This window comes from Thalassospira sp. B30-1, assembly GCF_015767575.1.
Taxonomy (GTDB): Bacteria; Pseudomonadota; Alphaproteobacteria; order Rhodospirillales; family Thalassospiraceae; genus Thalassospira; species Thalassospira xiamenensis.
Map to the genome: position 1 here is coordinate 3,601,992 of NZ_CP065232.1, position 20,868 is coordinate 3,622,859.

The following is a 20,868-nucleotide window of genomic DNA, read 5'->3' on the forward strand; positions in this document are numbered from 1 at the left end:
GGGCTTTTTTGGTTCTGTACGATCACGCCTGACGCGGATCGTAATTCAGGTTCGGTGCCAGCCAGCGTTCGGCTTCGGCCAAAGTCATGCCCTTGCGTTCGGCATAGCTTTCGACCTGATCGCGTTCGATCTTGCCAAGACCGAAATATTTGGCTTCGGGATGGGCGAAATAGAACCCGCTGACCGAGGATGCCGGGGTCATGGCACAGCTTTCGGTCAGTCTGACTCCGACATTCTTTTCGGCATCAAGCAACTGCCACAGCGTACGCTTTTCCGTATGTTCCGGGCAGGCAGGATAGCCCGGTGCCGGTCGGATACCGCGATAGTTTTCGGCAATCAGTTCCGCATTCGGAAGGTTTTCATCCGCCGCATAGCCCCAAAGCTCCTTACGCACCTTTTCATGCATGCGTTCGGCAAAGGCCTCGGCAAAGCGGTCGCCCAGTGCCTTGACCAGAATGGCGTTGTAATCGTCATGCTCGGCTTCAAGCTTTTTGGCGATTTCTTCGACCTGCGGCCCGGCGGTGACGACAAAACCACCGATATAGTCGGTTTTACCGGATTCTTTTGGCGCGATGTAATCGGCAAGGGCGCGGTTCGGGCGTGAATTGTTTTCACGGAACATCTGCTGGCGAAGCGTGCGCAGCATTACCGGTTCGTTCTGATCGGGTGCCGGGGTGACCTCGATATCGTCACCCACCGAATTGGCCGGCCAGATACCAACAACCGCACAGGGCTTGAACCATTTTTCATCGACAATGCGTTTGAGCATCGCCTTGGCGTCTTCATAAAGACCGCGCGCGGTTTCGCCAACCTTCTCGTCGTTCAGAATATCGGGGAAACGGCCATGCAGTTCCCAGGTTTCAAAGAACGGTTTCCAGTCGAACCGTTCAACCAGTTCGGCAAGATCAAAGGTTTCAAACCGGGTAATGCCCGGTTTGGCCGGTGCGGGAACATCATAGGCTTCCCAGTCAAGCTGCACCTTGTTGGCGCGCGCGTCCGCAATGGCAAAACGTTTTTTCTGCAATTGCTGGGCGGCGTGTTTTTCCGCCATCGCGATATATTCTGCACGGATTTCGGCGGCAAAACGTTCACGGTGGGTTTCAGATACAAGCTGGCTTGCAACCCCCACCGCACGCGATGCGTCAATCACGTAAACCACCGACTTGTTATAGTTCGGGGCGATCTTGACTGCGGTATGGACCTTGGACGTGGTTGCGCCACCGATCAGAAGCGGGATATTGAGCCCTTCGCGTTCCATTTCGGCCGCGACATAGGTCATTTCTTCAAGCGATGGCGTGATCAGGCCAGAAAGACCGATCATGTCGACCTTTTCGGCCTTGGCGGTTTCGATGATTTTCTGGGTCGGCACCATCACGCCAAGGTCAAGGACCTCGAAATTGTTACATTGCAGGACCACGCCCACAATGTTCTTGCCGATGTCATGGACATCGCCCTTGACCGTCGCCAGCAGGATTTTGCCGTTGGTTTCGCGCACACCGTCCTTTTCTTCCTCGATGAACGGGATCAGGTAAGCAACGGCCTTTTTCATCACGCGGGCGGATTTGACCACCTGCGGCAGGAACATCTTGCCCGCACCAAACAGATCGCCAACCACATTCATGCCGTCCATCAGCGGCCCTTCGATAACGTGAAGGGGCTTATCAGCCTGTTGGCGGGCTTCTTCGGTGTCTTCTTCGACGAACTCGGCAATGCCGTTGACCAGCGCATGGGCCAATCGTTCATTAACCGGCTTTTTGCGCCATTCGAGATCGGCCTTTTTCTCTGGCCCGCCGGTGCCCTTGTATTTTTCGGCGACTTCAAGCAAACGGTCGGTTGCATCCGGACGACGGTTCAGGATCACGTCCTCGACCCGCTCGCGCAGTTCAGCCGGGATTTCCTCATACACCACGAGCTGACCGGCATTGACGATGCCCATATCCATACCGGCCTGCGTTGCATAATACAGGAACACGGAATGCATCGCTTCGCGGACCGGGTTGTTGCCCCTAAACGAGAAGGAAACGTTGGAAACACCGCCGGAAATCTTGGCGTATGGCAAGCGTTCCTTGATCAGCTTGCAGGCTTCGATGAAATCGACGGCATAATTGTCGTGTTCCTCGATCCCGGTCGCGACCGCAAAGATGTTCGGATCGAAAATGATATCTTCGGGCGGGAAGCCGACCTTGTCGACCAGCACGCGATAGCTGCGTTCGCAAATCTCGATCTTGCGGGTAACCGTATCGGCCTGCCCTTTTTCATCAAAGGCCATCACGACGACGGCGGCACCATAACGGCGCAGAAGACGTGCTTGCTTGATAAAGGGTTCCTCGCCTTCTTTCAGGCTGATGGAGTTGACTATCCCCTTACCCTGAAGACATTTCAGACCGGCTTCGATCACGTTCCATTTGGAACTGTCGATCATGATCGGCACACGGGCAATATCGGGTTCGGCCGCCAGAAGATTAACGAATTTGACCATCGCCGTTTCGGCATCCAGCATCGCATCATCCATATTGATGTCGATGATCTGTGCGCCATTTTCGACCTGCTGACGGGCAACCTCAAGGGCTGCGTCGTAATTTTCCTCGACGATCAGGTTTTTGAACTTGATCGATCCTGCGACGTTCGTGCGTTCGCCGATATTGATGAATCTTGAAATGTCACTCATGGGTCTGTTCGATCTCTTTTTTCAGCTTCCCGGCATCAGGCGGCGTTGAATGGTTCCAGGCCCGAAAGACGCATTTTCGGTTCAATCACAGGCAATTTGCGCGGGGTCGCATTTGCCACCGCATCGGCAATCGCCTTGATGTGGGGTGGCGTCGTGCCACAGCAGCCGCCCAGCAGATTGACCATGCCGGTATCGGCCCATTCCTTGACCAAGGCCGCCATTTCGGCATCCGATTGATCATATTCACCGAACTCGTTGGGCAGGCCCGCATTGGGATAAACCGAAACACGGCATTCGGCAATGCGCGACAGTTCCTGCACATAGGGGCGCAACTGTGCCGCCCCCAATGCACAGTTAAGCCCGATCGAGAACGGCTTGGCATGACGGACCGAATTATAAAACGCCTCGGTCGTCTGCCCCGAAAGAGTCCGGCCAGAGGCATCGGTGATCGTGCCCGAAATCAGAACCGGTACATCTTCACCACGTTCTTCAAGCACTTCGTCGATGGCAAATAACGCAGCCTTGGCATTGAGCGTATCGAAAATGGTTTCCACCAGAAGCGTATCCGCCCCGCCATCCAGAAGGCCGTTCACAGCTTCCTTATAGGCTTCGCGCAGCTGATCAAAATTAACCCCGCGGAAGCCCGGATTATTCACATCGGGCGAAATCGATGCGGTGCGGTTGGTCGGGCCGATGGCACCATTGACAAAGCGCACATCGCCGGGATGGGCGGCTTCCCATTCATCGCAGGCCGCGCGCGCGATTTTGGCACTTTCGTAATTGATCTCGTAGGCAAGGCTTTCCATGCCGTAATCGGCCTGCGCAATCGTCGTCGCACTAAAGGTATTGGTCCCCTGAAGGTCGGCACCCGCGGCAATATATTGCAGATGGATATCCTTGATGATGTCTGGCTGGGTCAATGACAGCAAGTCGTTATTGCCCTTCACATCCTGTTTCCAGTCGGCAAAGCGTTCACCGCGATAATCTTCCTCGCTCAGCTTGTGCTTCTGGATCATGGTGCCCATCGCACCATCAAGGATCAGGATTTTGTTTTCGGCCCGTTTACGCAGCAGGGCAATGCGTTCCTTGCGGTCATTCATCATCGTCATCCAGTCGTTTTGATCATGCAGGGTTTCTGGCGGGTGGTTCAGGCAGCAGCCTGTGCAACACCGCGAATACCCAACGCATGACAGATGGCATATGTCAGTTCGGCACGGTTTAACGTATAGAAATGGAATTCGGTAACACCTTCGGCCATCAGGCCCTCGACCTGTGAAATGGCTTCGTGGAAGGCGACCATGCGGCGCGTATCGGGATCTTCGTCAAGGTCTTCAAACCGCCAATGCAGGCGCTTGGGCACCGATGCGCCGCACATATCGGCAAATTTCAAAAGCGATCCGAAATTGGTCACCGGCAGGATACCCGGCACAATCGGTGCGGTGATCCCGGCAGCAACACATTTGTCACGGAACCGAAGAAAAACCTCGTTATCAAAGAAGAACTGCGTGATCGCGCGGTTCGCACCGGCATCGATCTTGTGCTTCAGATATTCGATTTCGAAATCGGCACTGGGGGCATCCGGGTGGGTTTCCGGATAGGCCGAAACCGAAATATCGAAATCCGCAATCCGCTTTAGTCCTTCGACCAGATCAACCGCATAAGGATATCCCCCCGGCGTCGGCACATATTTATCGCCCGCATCAGGCAGGTCACCGCGCAAGGCAACAATTGATCGGATGCCTTCATCCCAGTAGTTGCGCGCGATACCCTCAATTTCGTCCTGGGTGTGACCAACACAGGTCAGGTGGGCGGCCGCCGGAATGCCGGTTTCGCCCTGAATGCGGGTGACACTGCTATGCGTGCGGTCACGGGTTGACCCGCCTGCCCCATAGGTTACCGAAACAAAAGACGGGTTCAACGGCGCCAGACGGTGGATCGAACGCCACATGGTTTCTTCCATCTTTTCCGTTTTCGGCGGAAAGAATTCGAACGAAATCCGCAAATCGCTGCGGGATGTTCCCTGTGGTGCGATGTCGTTTTTAACCGTCATTCTTTTAATCCTGTCTTGTCGTTCCGGTGGAACGGGTCGTTATTCATCATTATTATGGTATCAAGCTGCCGGTTTGTTACTCGGCAGCTTCGTTATGATTGTTCGCGATCTGCGCCTTCTGTTCCTTTGCGGATGCATGTGCAGACCAGATTCGCACCGTCAGGGGCTTGCCCGGCAGGCTTATGACATCGCCGGGCGAAAGTTCACATGCGCGAAACCACGTATTGATCGCCCCGTCTTCAAAGCCAAGCCGCCGATGCGCGTGCTCTTCACGCAGTTCTTCGCGGTCATGGGTTGCAAAATCAACCACCACCAGCCTGCCATTAGGTGCCAGAACGCGGGCAGCTTCGGCGATGGCGGCTTCGGGGCGTTCGGCGTAATGCAGCACCTGATGCAGGGTCACAACATCAAACATTCCGGCCGGATAAGGCAGTTGATACATATCGGCCTGCCGTACCAGACAGTTCGAAAGATCGGCGCGCTGCAAGCGTGCGCGTGCGACCGCCAGCATCTCGCGCGACATATCAACACCGACACCTTCTTCGGCCGTTTTGCCCAGAAGTTCCAGAATCCGGCCCGTACCGGTCCCGATATCAAGAATACGGCCCCCGGAAAGATCGCCGATGGCGTCAACAAGCGCCCGTTCGACCACTGCTTCGTCGACATGAAGTGACCGGATTCGATCCCAGTCATCGGCATTGGCACGGAAATATTCCGTCGCAATCTGTTCGCGCTGCGCCTTGACCTGCTCAAGCCGGGTACGATCAAGTAAGAGGGTTTCGTCATCGCGGGGCAACAAATCAAGAACCGGCTGCAACAGTTCGGCCCCCGGACCTGTATTGGGTGTGCGATAAAAAACCCATGTCCCTTCACGGAATCGGACAAGCAAACCGGCTTCGCACAGCAATTTCAGATGACGTGACACACGCGGCTGGCTCTGCCCGATGATCTGGGTGATCTCGCTGACCGTCAGTTCGCATTCGGCACAGATCGCCAGCAGGCGAAGACGTGTCGCCTCTGCCGCCGCGCGTAACCTTGCAAGGACCTGTTCCATTTCGCCACCTCCGCTAACTCTGCAAAGACATAAAGATATGTTTATATTTAATCAAGACCTATTTACCCACCCCAAAGGGGTATGGCAAAAAAGCAACACGCCAAATCCCATTGATCGGGCACATAATTTTGTGTGCTGGTGTTTAAACTTTCCCTATGCTAACCACATTGGTATCTGAGACGTGCGCGATGCATGGTCCTGTTTTCTTCGCGGGCAACAGGACAGGTAGCGTTTTTGAAATCCCGATTTCAAAAACGTCTCGGGGTCGGGGAAAGTTTGTATCGAAAATCGTTTGGCAAAAAATAATGAAGCTTCGAACTTTGCTTTCGCTGTGCGCTGGTGCATCTCTGTCCATGCTGACAGCATGCGCGTCCACCCAGCCGGCACAGGACATGAGTGACTATGACCCTCTCGAACCGGTGAACCGGGTCGTGCACGGGGTTAATGGCGCCGTAGACTTTATGGTCCTTTACCCAGCCGCCATGTGGTATCGCGACATTGCACCGCAGCCGGTAAAAACAGCTGTCCGCAGTTTTGTGCGCAACATCGGCGAGCCGGTTAATGCATTGAACTCGCTGCTGCAAGGGGAACCTGATCAGGCGGCTGACACCGTTCAGCGCTTCATCATGAACACCACGATCGGCTTCCTTGGTTTCAATGATGTGGCTGCCGATTTCGGCATCGAATATCATTCAGAAGATTTCGGCCAGACTCTTGGCCATTACGGTATCGGCGGCGGTCCTTACATCGTCCTGCCGCTGCTTGGTCCGTCGAACTTGCGTGATACGACCGGCATTGCCGTTGATTACGTGGCAAACCCGCTGACCTGGGGCAGCCGGAACAGCGATACCCTTGATGCGCTCTATCTTGGTTCGCTGGGTTTGACAGCACTTGACGCACGCTATCGTACGCTCAACCAGCTCAACGAATTGCAGCAGACGTCGATTGACTATTATGCCGCTTTGCGTAGCCTGTATCGTCAGCAACGCAACGCCGCCATTCGGAACGGTGCAGATCCTTCGGCACCGAATTTCGAAGACGAAAGCGCTTCTGCCGACTTCGACGATGCGTTTGAAGCTGCGGCAAATTAATGGTTCGATCGAACATGAAAAGCAAATTTACGATTCCCGCACTGGCGGCAGCAATCGTTAGCGCGACCGGCCTTCTGGCCGGTCCTGCATTTGCAGGTAATGCAAACACTGCGCCGTCCCTGACGGTAGAGGTCGCTGTAAGCAGCAACGCATCCGAGGTAATCAAGACTCTTGCGAATGAAGCGATTATCGGCCTGACCGACCAGTCGCTTAGCAACGATACCCGTCGGCAGAACTTTGTTGCGCTGATGGACCGTTACTTCGCAATGGATGTGATTTCCCGGTTTGTTCTGGGACGTTACTGGCGCTCGATCTCCGAGGAAGAACTCAACGAGTTCGCCGATCTTCTCCAGGACTATCTGGCGCTTAACTACGCCAGTCAGTTCAAGGATTTCAATGGCGAGCAATTCGTTGTCGGCGACGAGAAACAGCAGAACAAGGATACCTTCGTCAATTCGCAGTTTGTCCGCCCGGACGGTCCGCCGGTTTCGATTATCTGGCGTCTGCGCGAATTTGGCGACGAGTACAAAATCATCGACGTCACCGTCGAAGGGCTGAGCATGGGCATCACCCAACGCGACGAATTCACCGCCGTCATCCAGAAAAACGGCGGCAAGGTCTCTGCGCTGACCGAAAATCTGCGCGAAAAAGTCGGAAAATAACTCCGTCACGACCTTTACGGAAATCAAAAAGCCACCGGTGATTTTCCGGTGGCTTTTTTAATGCATCCCCCAGATGGGGATAATAAAAGGCCGCCCGGCAGGCAAGCGGGCGGCCTTTTATTGTTAACCGCGCGTCAGCGGCTTGTATTTGATGCGATGCGGGCGGTCGGCCGCGTCACCGTAACGGCGTTTATAATCCGCTTCGTATTCCTGATAGTTGCCTTCGAACCATTCGACATGCGAATTGCCTTCGTAAGCCAGGATGTGGGTCGCGATACGGTCAAGGAAGAAACGATCGTGCGAGATAACCACGGCACAGCCGGCAAATTCCAGCAGACCTTCTTCAAGCGCGCGAAGCGTATCGACATCAAGATCGTTGGTCGGTTCATCGAGCAGCAGGACGTTAGAACCGGATTTCAGCATCTTGGCAAGATGAACGCGGTTACGTTCACCACCGGAAAGCTGCCCGACCTTTTTCTGCTGATCCGCCCCCTTGAATGCAAACTGCGACACATAGGCGCGCGAGCTCATCGGGCGTTTACCCAGAAGGATTTCGTCCAGACCGTCGGAAACTTCCTGCCAGACGGTTTTGTTCGGATCAAGCGAGTCACGCGACTGATCGACATAGCCCATCTTGACCGTTTCACCGATCTTGAGCGTACCAGCATCGGGTGTATCGCTGCCGGTCAGCATTTTGAACAAAGTGGTTTTACCCGCACCGTTCGGACCGATCACACCAACAATCCCGCCCGGCGGCAGACGGAAATGCAGATCATCAAACAGAAGCTTGTCACCAAATGCCTTGGTCAGGCCTTCAGCAGTGATCACCTCGTTACCAAGGCGTTCGGCAATCGGAATAACAATCTTGGTTGAATCCGGAACCGCCTTTGCGGCTTCGGCAACGAGATCGTCATAGGCACGAACACGGGCCTTGGATTTCGCCTGACGGCCTTTCGGGTTCTGACGGATCCAGTCCAGTTCGGATGCCAGCTGTTTCTGACGGCTACCTTCCTGACGGGCTTCCTGTTCCAGACGCTTCTGCTTCTGTTCGAGCCAGGATGAATAGTTGCCTTCATACGGGATACCCTGACCACGGTCGAGTTCAAGAATCCAGCCGGTAACGTTATCAAGGAAGTAACGATCGTGGGTAACCAGAATGACAGTACCCTGATAATCTTCAAGGTGACGTTCCAGCCACGCAACCGATTCCGCATCCAGATGGTTGGTCGGTTCGTCAAGCAGCAGGATGTCGGGCTTTGCAAGCAACAGACGGCAAAGCGCGACACGGCGGCGTTCGCCACCGGAAAGCTTGGTCACATCTGAATCCTTGGGCGGGCAACGCAGCGCATCCATGGCGATATCAAGCGTACGCTCAAGATCCCAGCCATTGGCCGCATCAATGCGTTCCTGCAATTCCCCCTGCTCGGCGAGGAGATTATTCATCTCGTCATCGGTCATCGGCTCGCCAAAGGCCATGCTGATTTCATTGAAACGTGCGAGATCGTCAACGATCTGACCGCAACCTTCCATGACGTTGCCCAGAACATCCTTTTCCGGGTTCAGCTGCGGTTCCTGTTCAAGGTAACCGACGCGAACACCTTCGGCTGGCCATGCTTCGCCGGAATAATCCTTTTCGATGCCCGCCATGATTTTAAGCAGGGTCGACTTACCGGCACCGTTGTTCCCGAGAACACCGATTTTCACGCCCGGCAGGAAGGATAGCGTAATGCCTTTGAAAAGTTCGCGACCGCCCGGAAGGATCTTGGTCAGGTCCTTCATGACGTAGATATACTGGTAGGATGCCATTAAATTCCCCATCCAAAATGTGAGAAATCCCGGGCAATGCCGGGACATGCGGATCGTCGCATTGCGACCATCCAGAAAGCTTTGCCCGTTTGTAACCGACCGGCCCCTTACAAACAATGACAAACAATCGCAATCGCTGTGATGCGCTTTGAATCTGCATCGGTGGAAACGACGCGGGCAAAACCGCGCCCGGAAATACACCTCTCGGGGCAAAATCAACCGTTAATAATGCATAATCAAGCAAATATACGCGTATTTCGATTAAAAACAGGCTGCCATTGTGCAGCGCAGAAAAACATCGAAAAAATGGCGGTTTTGGTAGGTTTTTGCAGCATTTCCAGCAGGTTGAGAACCCCGGGCGCGCGAATGTCTACGACTAATGATTAGCTTCTTGCGCATTCTGAAAACTGTTATCGAATTCGTTGGCAATGGTGCGTGCAAACACCACCACTGCATCAAAAGCAGGCGGACCGGCACAAAAAAAGAACTCAATAGCCGGTCGGCAGGGAAGTTTTCATTTTCTAGGAAGGAGACGCGCTATGGATGAGCAAAGCGCAGCCTACTGGAAGCGAAACGTAAAACTGGTGACCACCTTGTTGATCATCTGGTTTGTCGTTTCCTACGGTTTCGGCATCTTGTTTGTCGATGTGATGAACAACATCAAGATTGCGGGCTTTGAACTCGGGTTCTGGTTCGCCCAACAGGGGTCCATTTACGTCTTTGTCGCGTTGATTTTCGTTTACGTGTCCAAGATGAACAAACTGGACCGTGAATTCGACGTTCGCGAAGACGACTGACGTCGGTGAAAATTCCGGATCCGGGGAGACAGACAAATGGATCTTACTACCCTTACCTATATCGTCGTCGGCCTGAGCTTCGCGCTGTATATCGGCATCGCGATCTGGTCACGTGCGAGCACCACCGGCGAGTTCTATGTCGCTGGCAAGGGCGTTAACCCGGTCGTCAACGGTATGGCGACCGCCGCAGACTGGATGTCTGCTGCATCCTTTATTTCAATGGCCGGTCTGATTGCCTTCCTTGGCTATGGCGGCTCGGTCTACCTGATGGGCTGGACTGGCGGCTACTGCCTGCTGGCAATGCTTCTGGCACCTTACCTTCGCAAGTACGGTAAATTTACCGTGCCGGAATTCATCGGGGACCGGTACTACTCCAAAACAGCGCGTATCGTTGCTGTTATCTGCCTGATCTTCATTTCCTTCACCTATGTTGCAGGCCAGATGCGCGGTGTCGGTATCGTGTTCTCGCGCTTCCTTGAAGTCGAACTCCTGACCGGCCTGATCGTCGGCATGGGCATCGTCTTCGTTTATGCCGTTCTTGGTGGCATGAAGGGGATTACCTATACTCAGGTTGCGCAATATTGCGTGCTGATCGTTGCCTATACCATTCCGGCAATCTTCATCGCCTTCCAGCTGACCGGCAATCCGCTGCCGCAGCTGGCATTCGGTTCGACGGTTAACGGTACGGGCGATCATATGCTTGATCGTTTAAACCAGATCGTGACCGAACTGGGCTTCCTTGAATATACCACCACCAACAAATCGACGATCGACATCTTCTGCATCACGCTTGCGCTGATGGTCGGTACGGCAGGTCTGCCGCACGTTATCGTCCGCTTCTTCACGGTTCCGAAAGTACGTGATGCACGTTCATCGGCCGGTTGGGCGCTGGTATTCATCGCGATCCTTTACACCACTGCCCCGGCAGTCGGTGCGATGGCTCGCCTGAACCTGACGGAAACCGTGCAGATCGGTGCGGTTGGTGATCCGGAAGGCAACCTTAAAATCGAAGATCGTCCGGATTGGATGACCCGTTGGGAGGCCACCGGTCTTCTGAAATTTGAAGACAAGAACGGTGATGGTCGTATCCAGTACTATAACGATGCCAATGCCGAATTTGCCGCCAAAGCCGCTGAATATGGCTGGGCCGGTAACGAACTGAGTGTTGACCGGGACATCATGGTTCTGGCCAACCCGGAAATTGCACAGCTTCCGAACTGGGTGATTGCCCTTGTCGCAGCCGGTGGTATTGCCGCCGCACTGTCAACGGCAGCCGGTCTGTTGCTTGTGATTTCCTCGGGCGTTTCGCATGACCTTCTGAAGGGCACGTTTACGCCAGATATGACAGAAGGGCAGGAATTGATGGCCGGGCGTATTGCGGCAGCCGTCGCAATCGTGATTGCCGGTTATCTTGGATACAACCCGCCTGGCTTCGTGGCACAGGTGGTGGCCTTCGCCTTCGGTTTGGCAGCGGCATCACTGTTCCCGGTTATCATCATGGGGATCTTCTCCAAGAAGGTTAACCGCGAAGGTGCGATTGCAGGGATGCTGGTCGGTCTGATCTTCACCATGGGCTATATCATGTCCTACAAGGGCATCTTTATCCCGGTACTGATCGAAAACGTTCCGGCAAACTGGCTGTTCGGCATTTCGCCGGAAGGCATCGGTGTTGTTGGTATGATCCTGAACTTCCTCGTTGCGTTCGGCGTTTCGAAAGTTACCGCAGAACCGCCGGAACATATCCAGCACATGATTGAAGATATCCGTGTTCCGAAAGGAGCCGGTAGCGCCGTTGACCATTAATCGGTCGACTGGTTTGCAAGAAACCTGTTGCTGGCCCCCGGAATTACCTCCGGGGGCCTTTTCTTTTGCCGCGAACTCGGGCAACAATGCATCACGACAGGGAGGAAGGTCATATGAGTCTGGAATTAAAAGAAATCAGCGATTTCCTTAAGCAGCATCACCCGTTCGACCTTTTGCCTGACGACGTGATCAATGCCCTGCCCAAACGCCTGACCGCGCGCTATTTCCGCAAAGGGACGAAAGTCCTCTCACCTGAACAGCAATGCCTGCATCTGCACATCATCCGGACAGGCGGAACCGAAACACGCGACCCCGATGGCCAGCTTCTTGCCCGCCTTGGCGAAGGTGAATGTTTCGGCGTACGCGCGATGTTCCGCAATGGCAAGGCCGCCAACAACATCACCATGCTCGAAGACAGCCTTGTCTATCTGCTGCCCGAAAAGGATTTCCACGATCTGGCGGGGAAATACCCGCAGTTCAATTACTTCTTTGAACAGATGGGCGGTGCCCGACTTCGAAGCGGCATGCAGTTGCTTGAAAAGCGTGATGATGATCAGCTTAAACTGATGTCCATCCGGGTTTCCGATCTGATCGCGCGTGATCTGGTCAGTATCGATATCGGCGCATCGATTCTCGAAGCAGGCAAGCTGATGAGCGCCGAACGGGTTTCCTGCCTGCTGATCACGCAAAACGGCGATGAAGTCGCAGGCATCATGACCGATCGCGACCTTCGCAACCGGGTCGTCGCCGAGGCCCGATCGTTTGACGAACCGGTGACCAACATCATGACGCCGAACCCGATCAGCATCGGGCCGGACGATTATGCCTTTGACGCACTTCTGACCATGACGCGTCACAATGTCCGACACCTTCCGGTGATGAAGGACGGTAAGGCGATTGGCATGATCACCACCAACAACCTGCTGGCCCGCCAATCGCTTTCGGCGGTTCATATGGTCGGGCGCATTCGTAAAATGACCAGACCCGCCGATATGGCAAAGGTCATCGCACAGGTGCCCGAACTGCTAAGCAACCTGATCGAAGCCGGGGCGACATCGCGCAATGCCGGGCACATTGTCACAACACTTTCGGATGCGGCAACATCGCGCCTGCTGCAACTGGCCGAGGAAAAATTTGGTCCCCCGCCCGTGCCCTATGTCTGGATGGCGGGCGGATCGCAGGGGCGACAGGAACAGACCGCCCTGTCGGATCAGGACAATTGCCTGATCCTTGATGACGCCTATGATCCCGATCAACACGGCGACTATTTCAAGTCATTGGCCGATTATGTTTGCGATGGCCTTGATACCGTCGGCTATGTCTATTGCCCCGGCGAAATGATGGCGAAAACCGCCGAATGGCGGCAGCCTGTCCGGGTCTGGCAGCAATATTTCAACAAATGGATCGAACAGCCTGAACCCAAGGCATTGATGCTGTGCTCCGTCTGGTTCGACTTGCGGCCGATCCATGGGACGCGGTCGATTTTTGAAGACCTGCATCGCATGATCATCACCAAAGCCAAGGGCAACCGTATTTTCCTGGCTTACATGGTCGGAAATGCTTTGACCCATCACGTGCCGCTTGGCTTCTTCAAGAATTTCGTGATGGTTCGTGGTGGTGAACATGACCGCACGCTTGATATGAAGCATAACGGGGTTGTACCGATTGTTGATCTTGCGCGGATTCACGCATTGGCCAACGGTGTTGATGCGGTCAACACCTATGAACGCCTGGAGGCCGCAATGACCTTCCCCTCGATCAGCAAACAGGGGGCGTCCGACCTTCTCGATGCATTTGAATTTATCAGCATCACCCGGCTGAAACATCAGGTCCGGCAGATCCGCAACGGGGATCGCCCCGATAACTTCCTGCATCCCGAAAGCCTGTCGGCGTTTGAACGCACCCATCTGAAAGACGCATTTTCGGTGATCAAAAACCTGCAGACCGCCCTTGAGAACGCCTTTGGCAAAAGCGGGACATAACAATGGGCCTGCGTCAGAAAATCGTCGATAGCGACTTTTACCGCCAGATGGTGCAACGCCGGGCGACCGGGCCGCTTCGTTCCTATTACGACATCCCCGCCGCCGATCCCGATACGCCGATCCGGAATGTCGAATTTGTCGCCCTTGATCTGGAAACCACCGGTCTTGATCCGAAACACGATGAAATCGTCTCGATTGGCTTGGTGATCATTCGTCAGCTCGCAGTTGATTTTTCAAGCTGTCAGCATCTTCTGGTGCGGCCGAAAAAGGAACTCAGCGAAAGCTCGGTAATCGTGCACCGCATTTTCGACAGCGACGTCGAACAGGCCCCCGATATCGAGATCGCGCTGGCCCATATCCTGCCCATTCTGGCCGGGCGGGTTCTGGTGGCCCATCACGCGCCGATCGAGCTCGGTTTCCTTGGTCATGCCTGCAAACGTTACTTTGGTGCATCTTTGCAGATTCCGACCGTCGATACCCTGGTGCTGGCTCTTCGTGATCTGCACCGGCAGGGACAACCGATGAAATCGGGCGCGCTGAAACTTGAAACGCTGCGCCATACCCATAATCTGCCACCCTATCGTATTCACAATGCCCTGTCGGATGCGATTGCCGCGTCGGGCCTGTTTCTGGCGCAGATTGCCAAGCGTGATCCGAAAGGCGAACTTGAGCTTCGCCGCGTGCTGCGTTAATCGGTAATCAGGGGAAACGGGAACACCCGCCAGACCGATCCCGTCATAACAATAAATCAGGGGACTTCTTGCCGGATGTATGTGTTTATTATCACGACCGTTGTGGTCGGTTTTGCCTGTGCCGGTGTGGTCATGTTGCTGTTCCGCCTTTGGGGACGCAAGGCACCGAAATATGTCATCCCCTTTGTCGCGGCGATTGGCATGTTTGCCTATATGATCTGGGATGAATACAGCTGGTTTGACCGCTATGCCGGTCGCCTGCCCGGCCAGATCGATATCGTGCAGACCTTTGCCGATGAAAATCCCTTTGCCCCCTGGACACTGATTTCTGCCCCGATCAACCGCTTTACCGCCATTGACCGGGAAAAGGTCGTCGCTAATCCGGACAATCCCGGTCATAAACGGGTCACGACCCTGCTTCTGAAAAAAGGTTCAGAAACGCTGGCCCTAACCCATCTGGTGGATTGCAATGCCGGAACACGCGGCTACATCACCGCTCAAACCGCCCTTGATGGCAACGGATTCCCGATTGGCATCGAAGAATGGTTTACGATGGACGAAAACGATCCGCTGCGTTCGGTCTGTGACTGATCTGATCCAATCCAATCGAAAATTCCCGAACAGGATCGGCCATGCCGGTCCTTTCTTTTTTGGCCCGCACGCCCCGGCAGGCTCCATCTGATGGCACAGATGGTTGACGTCCCGCTATATTTTATCGAATATAGCGGAAAATGATCATCTGCTCCGTTCATCCTCCAGCCCGGAATTTTGCCATGCGCGATCTGATCCGAACCGCTCTTGCGTCCCTGTTGTTTCTGGCTGCCGCAACCACCGCCCGCGCCGAAGAAATCACGGTCTTTGCCGCCGCCAGCCTGACCGACGCCATGACGCAGGTGGCCCAAAGCTATGCCACGGCAACCGGCGACACGTTGCAACTATCCTATGCCAGTTCATCGACACTGGCCCGTCAGATCGCCGCAGGTGCCCCGGCTGATTTATTCATCTCGGCCAATCAGAAATGGATGACCTGGCTTGCTGATCAGGATCTGATCGCCGCCAACAGCCGCCATGATCTTCTGGCCAATGCGCTTGTTCTGATTGCCCCCGCCAACAGTAACCTTGAACCGATCACGTCCCAAACCGATCTGACCAGCCTGATCGGTGACGAGGACCGCATTGCCGTTGGCGACCCGGACCATGTCCCGGCGGGCATTTACGCCAAACAGGCACTTGAAAACCTTGGTCAATGGAACACCGTCGAACCAAGGCTGGCACGTGCTGACAATGTGCGCGCCGCCCTGGCACTGGTGGAACGGGGCGAGGCACCGCTTGGCATCGTTTACGCCACCGATGCCGCCATCGCCACCGATGTCAAAACCATTGCCACCTTCCCCGAAAACAGTCATCCGGCCATTACCTATCCGGTTGCGATCACGGCCGGACAGACCAAACCCGCAACCGCAAAATTGCTGGCGTGGCTTTTGGGGGATGACGCGGGCACCATTTTTGCGGAATATGGTTTCAGACGCCCGGCAACCAGCCCGAAGACACAATAACAAACCATGATCACACTCACCGACGCCGAGATCGAAGCCCTGCTGCTTAGCCTGCGCATTTCCGGCGTGGCGGTGATATGTGCCCTGCCCTTTGCCATTCTGGCCGCTGCCCTTCTGGCGCAGGCGCGCTTTCCGGGCAGGATTTTGGTCGATGCACTGGTGCATCTGCCATTGATCCTGCCACCGGTTGTGATGGGCTATCTTCTGCTGATCAGTTTTGGCACCCGCGCGCCGCTTGGCGCGTGGTTGCTGGAAACGTTCGATATCCGCCTGATTTTCAGTTGGACCGGTGCGGCACTGGCCGCGGGGATTGTCAGCTTCCCGTTTCAGGTCCGCGCCATCAGGCTGGCACTGGAAAATATCGACCCCGGCCTGTATCACGCCGCCGAAACGCTGGGGGCCGGGCCGGTTGACCGGTTCTTCAGCCTGACATTGCCGCTGGCCCTGCCCGGTATCATTGCCGGGGCGATTACCGCCTTTGCCGCAAGCCTTGGCGAATTTGGTGCCATCATTACTTTTGTGTCCAACGTTCCGGGTGAAACACGCACCCTGCCACTTGCGATCTATACCGCAATCCAGACACCGGGCGGCGAACTGGCCGCCGCACGCCTTGCGGCCATTTCCATCGGACTTGCCCTGATCGGGCTTCTGCTTTCGGAATTTGCCATGCGCCATATTCGCAAAAGGGCCCGCGCATGAGCATTTCCGTCGATATCCGCCACAAGATCGGCAAGCTGGACCTGCATGCGCAGTTCGATATTGCCGAGCCCGGAATTACCGCCCTTTTTGGCCCGTCAGGCAGCGGCAAAACCACCATCATCAATGCGATTGCCGGGTTGCTGCGCCCGGATCGGGGGCTCATCACCATCCATGACCGCCTTGTCTATGACAGCATGAAGCGGATCAATCTGGCACCGCGCAAGCGCCGGGTCGGTTATGTCTTTCAGGATGCCAGACTGTTCCCGCATCTGAGTGTCGCGGCCAATTTGTTTTACGGCCATAAACGCTGCGACCGGCCCATGAACAAAGCCGCCTGTGATGATGTCATCGCGATGCTCGGTATCGGCGGCTTGCTATCGCGACGCCCCAACCTTCTTTCCGGCGGCGAGAAACAGCGCGTCTCGCTGGGCCGGGCATTGCTGGGCAATCCGGAAATCCTGCTGCTTGACGAACCGCTCTCGGCCCTTGATCAGGGCCGCAAGAACGAGATCATCCCCTATCTGGAAAATCTGCGTGACGCACGGCAATTGCCGATCCTTTATGTCAGTCACGCGATTGATGAAGTCGCCCGTCTGGCCGATCATATGGTGGTGATGGAAGGCGGCAAAACGCTTGCCAGCGGATCGGTGTTTGACATGCTGGGCCGAACCGACCTTGCCCCGCTTGCCGGGCAGTTCGATACGGGAACCGTGCTTCCGGCCACGGTCAAAAGCCGCGACCCGAAGGGTGTCATAAGCTTCCTTGACTGTGCCGGGCAACGATTTGTCGTGCCCTTCCTTGGCAAGAAATCCGGAAGCCCGGTGCGCCTGCATATCCGGGCGCGTGATGTGATGATCGCCCGGACAGCCCCGACCGGGATCAGCGCCAATAACGTCCTGCCGGTAACGATCCGCGATATCGCCGATAATGGCGGCGATACGCTGGATGTCACGCTGGGGCTGGGTCATGACGATACCGGTGAAAACCGCACAATCCATGCCCGCATCACCCAATGGTCGGCAACACGCCTGAAACTTGCCATCGGACAAAAGGTCTTTGCGGTGATCAAATCGGTCACGGTCGACGGGCATCTGCGCGCCGACGATCTTTAAGACCCGTCTTCAGTCGGCGGGGACGGATCGCCCGCCAGTTCATCGGCAAGCTTGCGCAACTGGTCCGCCAACGCTTCATCTGCACGGGTTTGCGCATCGTCGTAAATCGCAATGATCCGCATCCCCGTCCCGGTCAGGCTGGCCCCGCCACGGCCTGCCCCCCCCATCCGGGTTTCAACAACCGGGGTGGCAAAGCTTTTGTTCAATTCTTCAAGCAGCATCCATGCCCGGCGATAGGACATGCCCATCGACCGCGCCGCCGCCGAAATCGACTGTTCACGATCAATCGCGCGCAGCAGATCGATCTTGCCATAACCAAGGCGAACCCCATCGGGCAATTCGATTTTAAGCCGGATTTTAAGGTCGGTTTTGCTCATGACGGACAATCTAGCGCCTTGGTCACATGCGCGCTACTGCCAACCGTAAACCGGGTGCCGATACAATCAGTTAACCGGGCTTACCAGCGTCCCGTCCGCAAACCACTGTGCCAGATTATCGACCACCATCTGCGCCATCGCATCGCGGGTTTCGACCGTGCCGCTGGCGTTATGGGGATACAGCACGACATTCTCAAACTCGGCAAAGGCACGGTCCATATGCGGTTCATTATGGAACACATCCAGCCCCGCCCCGGCAATCACGCCATCCCGAAGTGCCGCAATCAGGGCCGGTTCATCAATCACCGAACCACGGGCGATATTGATGACAAAACCGCGCGGGCCAAGTGCCTTCAAAACGTCGGCATTGATGATCCCCTGTGTCGCCGCCCCGCCGGGGCAGGAAATCATCAAAACATCCGCCCAGTTCGCAAGCCCGATCAGATCGGCTTCATAATGATAATCGACCGGCTTTTTGGATCGTCCGAAATAACCGATTTTCATGCCAATCGGCTCCGCCCGCGCGGCAATCGCCTGCCCGATCCGGCCAAGCCCGACAATGCCAAGCTTCTTGCCGCGTGCCGTTGTGGTTAACGGCATCGCCCCCTTTTCCGACCATTGTCCGCTGCGCGCCCAATGATCACCAACAACCAGCCGCCGAAGCGTCGCCAGCAGCAGCATGATCGCGGTATCGGCGACATCGTCATTCAAAACATCGGGCGTATTGGAAACGCGAATACCGCGCGCCGTACAGGCCGCGATATCAATCGCATCATAACCGACCCCGAAACTTGTAATGACCTTAAGGTTCGGCAGTTTCCCGATCAGCTCCGTCGGCACCCCGACCCCGGCGGTCGAAACAAGGGCTGTGATTCTGTCTGCCACTTCAGAAAGAAACGCGTCCTTGTCACTCGCCTGATCCCAGCGATGCAGTTCGTATTTCGCGGCCAGTTCTTCCATATGACGCGGCCGGATGGCCGAAACGACGAGGATATGTTTGTCAGAACGTGACATCGGGGATTCTCCGTTGGTGGCGGGAGGTCACAGACTAGCGGCATGCAACTTGTAAAACAAGAGAACAGGACAATTAACAGGCCAGCGCACATACCCCCTGAACTTGCAACCTGCCGCTGCGCCATTGCACACTACCTGCCCGGATGGCGAATATGTACAACAGATATGACGCAAATATCCAATCGCGACGTCGCAAATTCACATCTAATCGTGCAAAATCATGACACTTGGTGGAGCCGCTTCTCATGACGCATTTTTCTGCTTTGTCGCTGTTAAAGAATGCTCTTACAGGACAAAAGAACTGGCAGGCGCAATGGCCCGACAGCCAACCGAAGGCAGAATATGACGTCGTCATTGTCGGTGCCGGCGGGCACGGGCTTGGCGCGGCCTACTATCTGGCCAAGGAACATGGCATCACCAATGTCGCCGTGATCGACAAGGGCTGGCTTGGGGGTGGCAATACCGGGCGCAACACCACGATCATCCGGTCAAACTATCTTTATGATGAAAGTGCGCGGCTTTATGACCATGCCGTTGATCTCTGGGAAGGTCTTAGCCAGGATCTGAATTACAACGTCATGTTTTCGCGCCGCGGCGTTCTGATGCTCGCACACAATGTTCACGACGTTCAGTCTTTCCAGCGCCACATCCATTCCAACCGCCTGAACGGTGTCGATAACCGCTGGCTCACGCCCCAGGAAGCCAAGGAATTCTGTCCGCCGCTTAATATTTCGCCCAATGCACGCTATCCGGTCGTCGGTGCCGCCCTTCAGATGCGCGCCGGAACCGCCCGCCATGATGCGGTTGCGTGGGGCTATGCACGCGGGGCATCACAACGCGGTGTCGACATCATCCAGAACTGCCCGGTCACCGCGATCCGCCGCGGGCCGGATGGCGCGGTTGAAGGCGTTGAAACCGCCAAGGGCTTTATCCGTGCGAAAAAGGTCGCGGTTTCGGCCGCCGGTCACACCAGTGTCGTTATGGAAACCGCCGGTGTGCGCATGCCGCTTGAAAGCTATCCGCTGCAGGCACTGGTATCCGAGCCGGTCAAACCGATCTTCCCCTGTGTCGTCATGTCCAACACCGTGCATGCCTATATCAGCCAGTCGGACAAGGGCGAACTCGTGATCGGATCGGGCACCGATCAATATACCAGTTATTCCCAGCGTGGCGGCCTGCCGCTGATCGAACATACGGTTGCCGCGATCTGCGAGATTTTCCCGATCTTCAACCGCATGCGGATGCTGCGCAAATGGGGCGGCATTGTGGATGTGACCCCGGATCGCTCCCCGATCCTTGGCATGACCCCGGTACCGGGCCTTTACGTCAATTGCGGCTGGGGCACGGGCGGGTTCAAGGCCACACCGGGGGCTGCCCATACGCTTGCATGGACGGTTGCCAAGGACACTCCGCATGACATCAACGCCCCCTTCACGCTGGACCGTTTCCGGACTGGCCGTCTGATTGACGAAGCGGCCGCAGCCGCCGTCGCACACTGAGGAGAA

At 55.6% G+C, this 20,868-nt stretch carries 18 protein-coding genes; 11 read left to right on the forward strand and 7 right to left on the reverse strand.

Annotated elements, in window-relative coordinates:
* Positions 1-22 precede the first annotated feature (22 nt).
* From metH to IT971_RS17005, 4 genes are all read right to left on the reverse strand, one after another.
* Entirely contained in the window at positions 23-2,668 is a 2,646-nt protein-coding gene (gene metH, locus IT971_RS16990; RefSeq protein WP_074624786.1) for a methionine synthase, read from the reverse strand.
* A 35-nt stretch (positions 2,669-2,703) separates the two neighbouring features.
* A complete protein-coding gene (locus tag IT971_RS16995; protein ID WP_074624787.1) occupies positions 2,704-3,777 on the reverse strand; it encodes a homocysteine S-methyltransferase family protein in 1,074 nt (357 codons plus the stop codon).
* 38 nt (positions 3,778-3,815) lie between these two features.
* Positions 3,816-4,718, reverse strand: a complete 903-nt coding sequence (gene metF / locus IT971_RS17000) for a methylenetetrahydrofolate reductase (protein WP_063095061.1) — start codon at positions 4,716-4,718, stop codon at positions 3,816-3,818.
* A 76-nt stretch (positions 4,719-4,794) separates the two neighbouring features.
* A complete protein-coding gene (locus IT971_RS17005) occupies positions 4,795-5,772 on the reverse strand; it encodes a metalloregulator ArsR/SmtB family transcription factor (RefSeq protein ID WP_063095059.1) in 978 nt (325 codons plus the stop codon).
* A 188-nt stretch (positions 5,773-5,960) separates the two neighbouring features.
* Here IT971_RS17005 and IT971_RS17010 point away from each other — a divergent pair, with 188 nt between their 5' ends.
* Together IT971_RS17010 and IT971_RS17015 are read left to right on the forward strand one after the other, a co-directional pair.
* Positions 5,961-6,863 carry a VacJ family lipoprotein gene (locus IT971_RS17010; protein WP_223304853.1) on the forward strand — a complete coding sequence of 301 codons (903 nt, stop codon included), beginning with the start codon at positions 5,961-5,963 and terminating at the stop codon, positions 6,861-6,863.
* 14 nt (positions 6,864-6,877) lie between these two features.
* A complete protein-coding gene (locus IT971_RS17015) occupies positions 6,878-7,525 on the forward strand; it encodes a phospholipid-binding protein MlaC (protein ID WP_223304854.1) in 648 nt (215 codons plus the stop codon).
* Positions 7,526-7,648: 123 nt separating this feature from the next.
* Here IT971_RS17015 and ettA read toward each other — a convergent pair whose 3' ends face one another.
* Positions 7,649-9,331: an energy-dependent translational throttle protein EttA gene (ettA, locus tag IT971_RS17020; RefSeq protein WP_007089794.1), complete on the reverse strand. Its 1,683-nt coding sequence runs from the start codon at positions 9,329-9,331 to the stop codon at positions 7,649-7,651.
* A gap of 539 nt (positions 9,332-9,870) precedes the next feature.
* Between ettA and IT971_RS17025 the strand changes: the two genes are divergently transcribed.
* The 8 genes from IT971_RS17025 (at position 9,871) to modC (ending at position 17,972) form a co-directional block, all read left to right on the forward strand.
* A complete protein-coding gene (locus tag IT971_RS17025; RefSeq protein WP_007089795.1) occupies positions 9,871-10,128 on the forward strand; it encodes a DUF4212 domain-containing protein in 258 nt (85 codons plus the stop codon).
* Between the two features lie 36 nt (positions 10,129-10,164).
* Positions 10,165-11,931 (forward strand): sodium:solute symporter family protein, encoded by a 1,767-nt coding sequence (locus IT971_RS17030; RefSeq protein ID WP_063095053.1) that lies wholly within the window; start codon positions 10,165-10,167, stop codon positions 11,929-11,931.
* Between the two features lie 113 nt (positions 11,932-12,044).
* Positions 12,045-13,913, forward strand: coding sequence for a DUF294 nucleotidyltransferase-like domain-containing protein (locus IT971_RS17035; RefSeq protein WP_063095051.1), 1,869 nt, complete (start codon positions 12,045-12,047; stop codon positions 13,911-13,913).
* A 2-nt stretch (positions 13,914-13,915) separates the two neighbouring features.
* Positions 13,916-14,605, forward strand: a complete 690-nt coding sequence (locus IT971_RS17040; protein ID WP_063095049.1) for an exonuclease domain-containing protein — start codon at positions 13,916-13,918, stop codon at positions 14,603-14,605.
* A gap of 75 nt (positions 14,606-14,680) precedes the next feature.
* Positions 14,681-15,196 carry a hypothetical protein gene (locus tag IT971_RS17045; protein ID WP_063095048.1) on the forward strand — a complete coding sequence of 172 codons (516 nt, stop codon included), beginning with the start codon at positions 14,681-14,683 and terminating at the stop codon, positions 15,194-15,196.
* Positions 15,197-15,378: 182 nt separating this feature from the next.
* Entirely contained in the window at positions 15,379-16,161 is a 783-nt protein-coding gene (modA, locus tag IT971_RS17050) for a molybdate ABC transporter substrate-binding protein (protein WP_063095046.1), read from the forward strand.
* 6 nt (positions 16,162-16,167) lie between these two features.
* Positions 16,168-16,860, forward strand: coding sequence for a molybdate ABC transporter permease subunit (gene modB, locus IT971_RS17055; RefSeq protein WP_082822631.1), 693 nt, complete (start codon positions 16,168-16,170; stop codon positions 16,858-16,860).
* Positions 16,857-17,972 (forward strand): molybdenum ABC transporter ATP-binding protein, encoded by a 1,116-nt coding sequence (gene modC / locus IT971_RS17060; RefSeq protein ID WP_063095043.1) that lies wholly within the window; start codon positions 16,857-16,859, stop codon positions 17,970-17,972. Before modB ends, modC begins: the two co-directional genes overlap by 4 nt.
* On the opposite strand, the gene IT971_RS17065 is transcribed toward modC, so the two are convergent.
* Positions 17,969-18,349, reverse strand: a complete 381-nt coding sequence (locus tag IT971_RS17065) for a winged helix-turn-helix domain-containing protein (protein WP_063095042.1) — start codon at positions 18,347-18,349, stop codon at positions 17,969-17,971. The genes modC and IT971_RS17065 overlap by 4 nt on opposite strands.
* 66 nt (positions 18,350-18,415) lie before the next feature.
* Positions 18,416-19,363 carry a 2-hydroxyacid dehydrogenase gene (locus tag IT971_RS17070; protein ID WP_063095040.1) on the reverse strand — a complete coding sequence of 316 codons (948 nt, stop codon included), beginning with the start codon at positions 19,361-19,363 and terminating at the stop codon, positions 18,416-18,418.
* 245 nt (positions 19,364-19,608) lie between these two features.
* Between IT971_RS17070 and IT971_RS17075 the strand changes: the two genes are divergently transcribed.
* Positions 19,609-20,862 carry a sarcosine oxidase subunit beta family protein gene (locus IT971_RS17075; RefSeq protein ID WP_063095038.1) on the forward strand — a complete coding sequence of 418 codons (1,254 nt, stop codon included), beginning with the start codon at positions 19,609-19,611 and terminating at the stop codon, positions 20,860-20,862.
* The last annotated feature ends 6 nt before the right edge of the window (positions 20,863-20,868 follow it).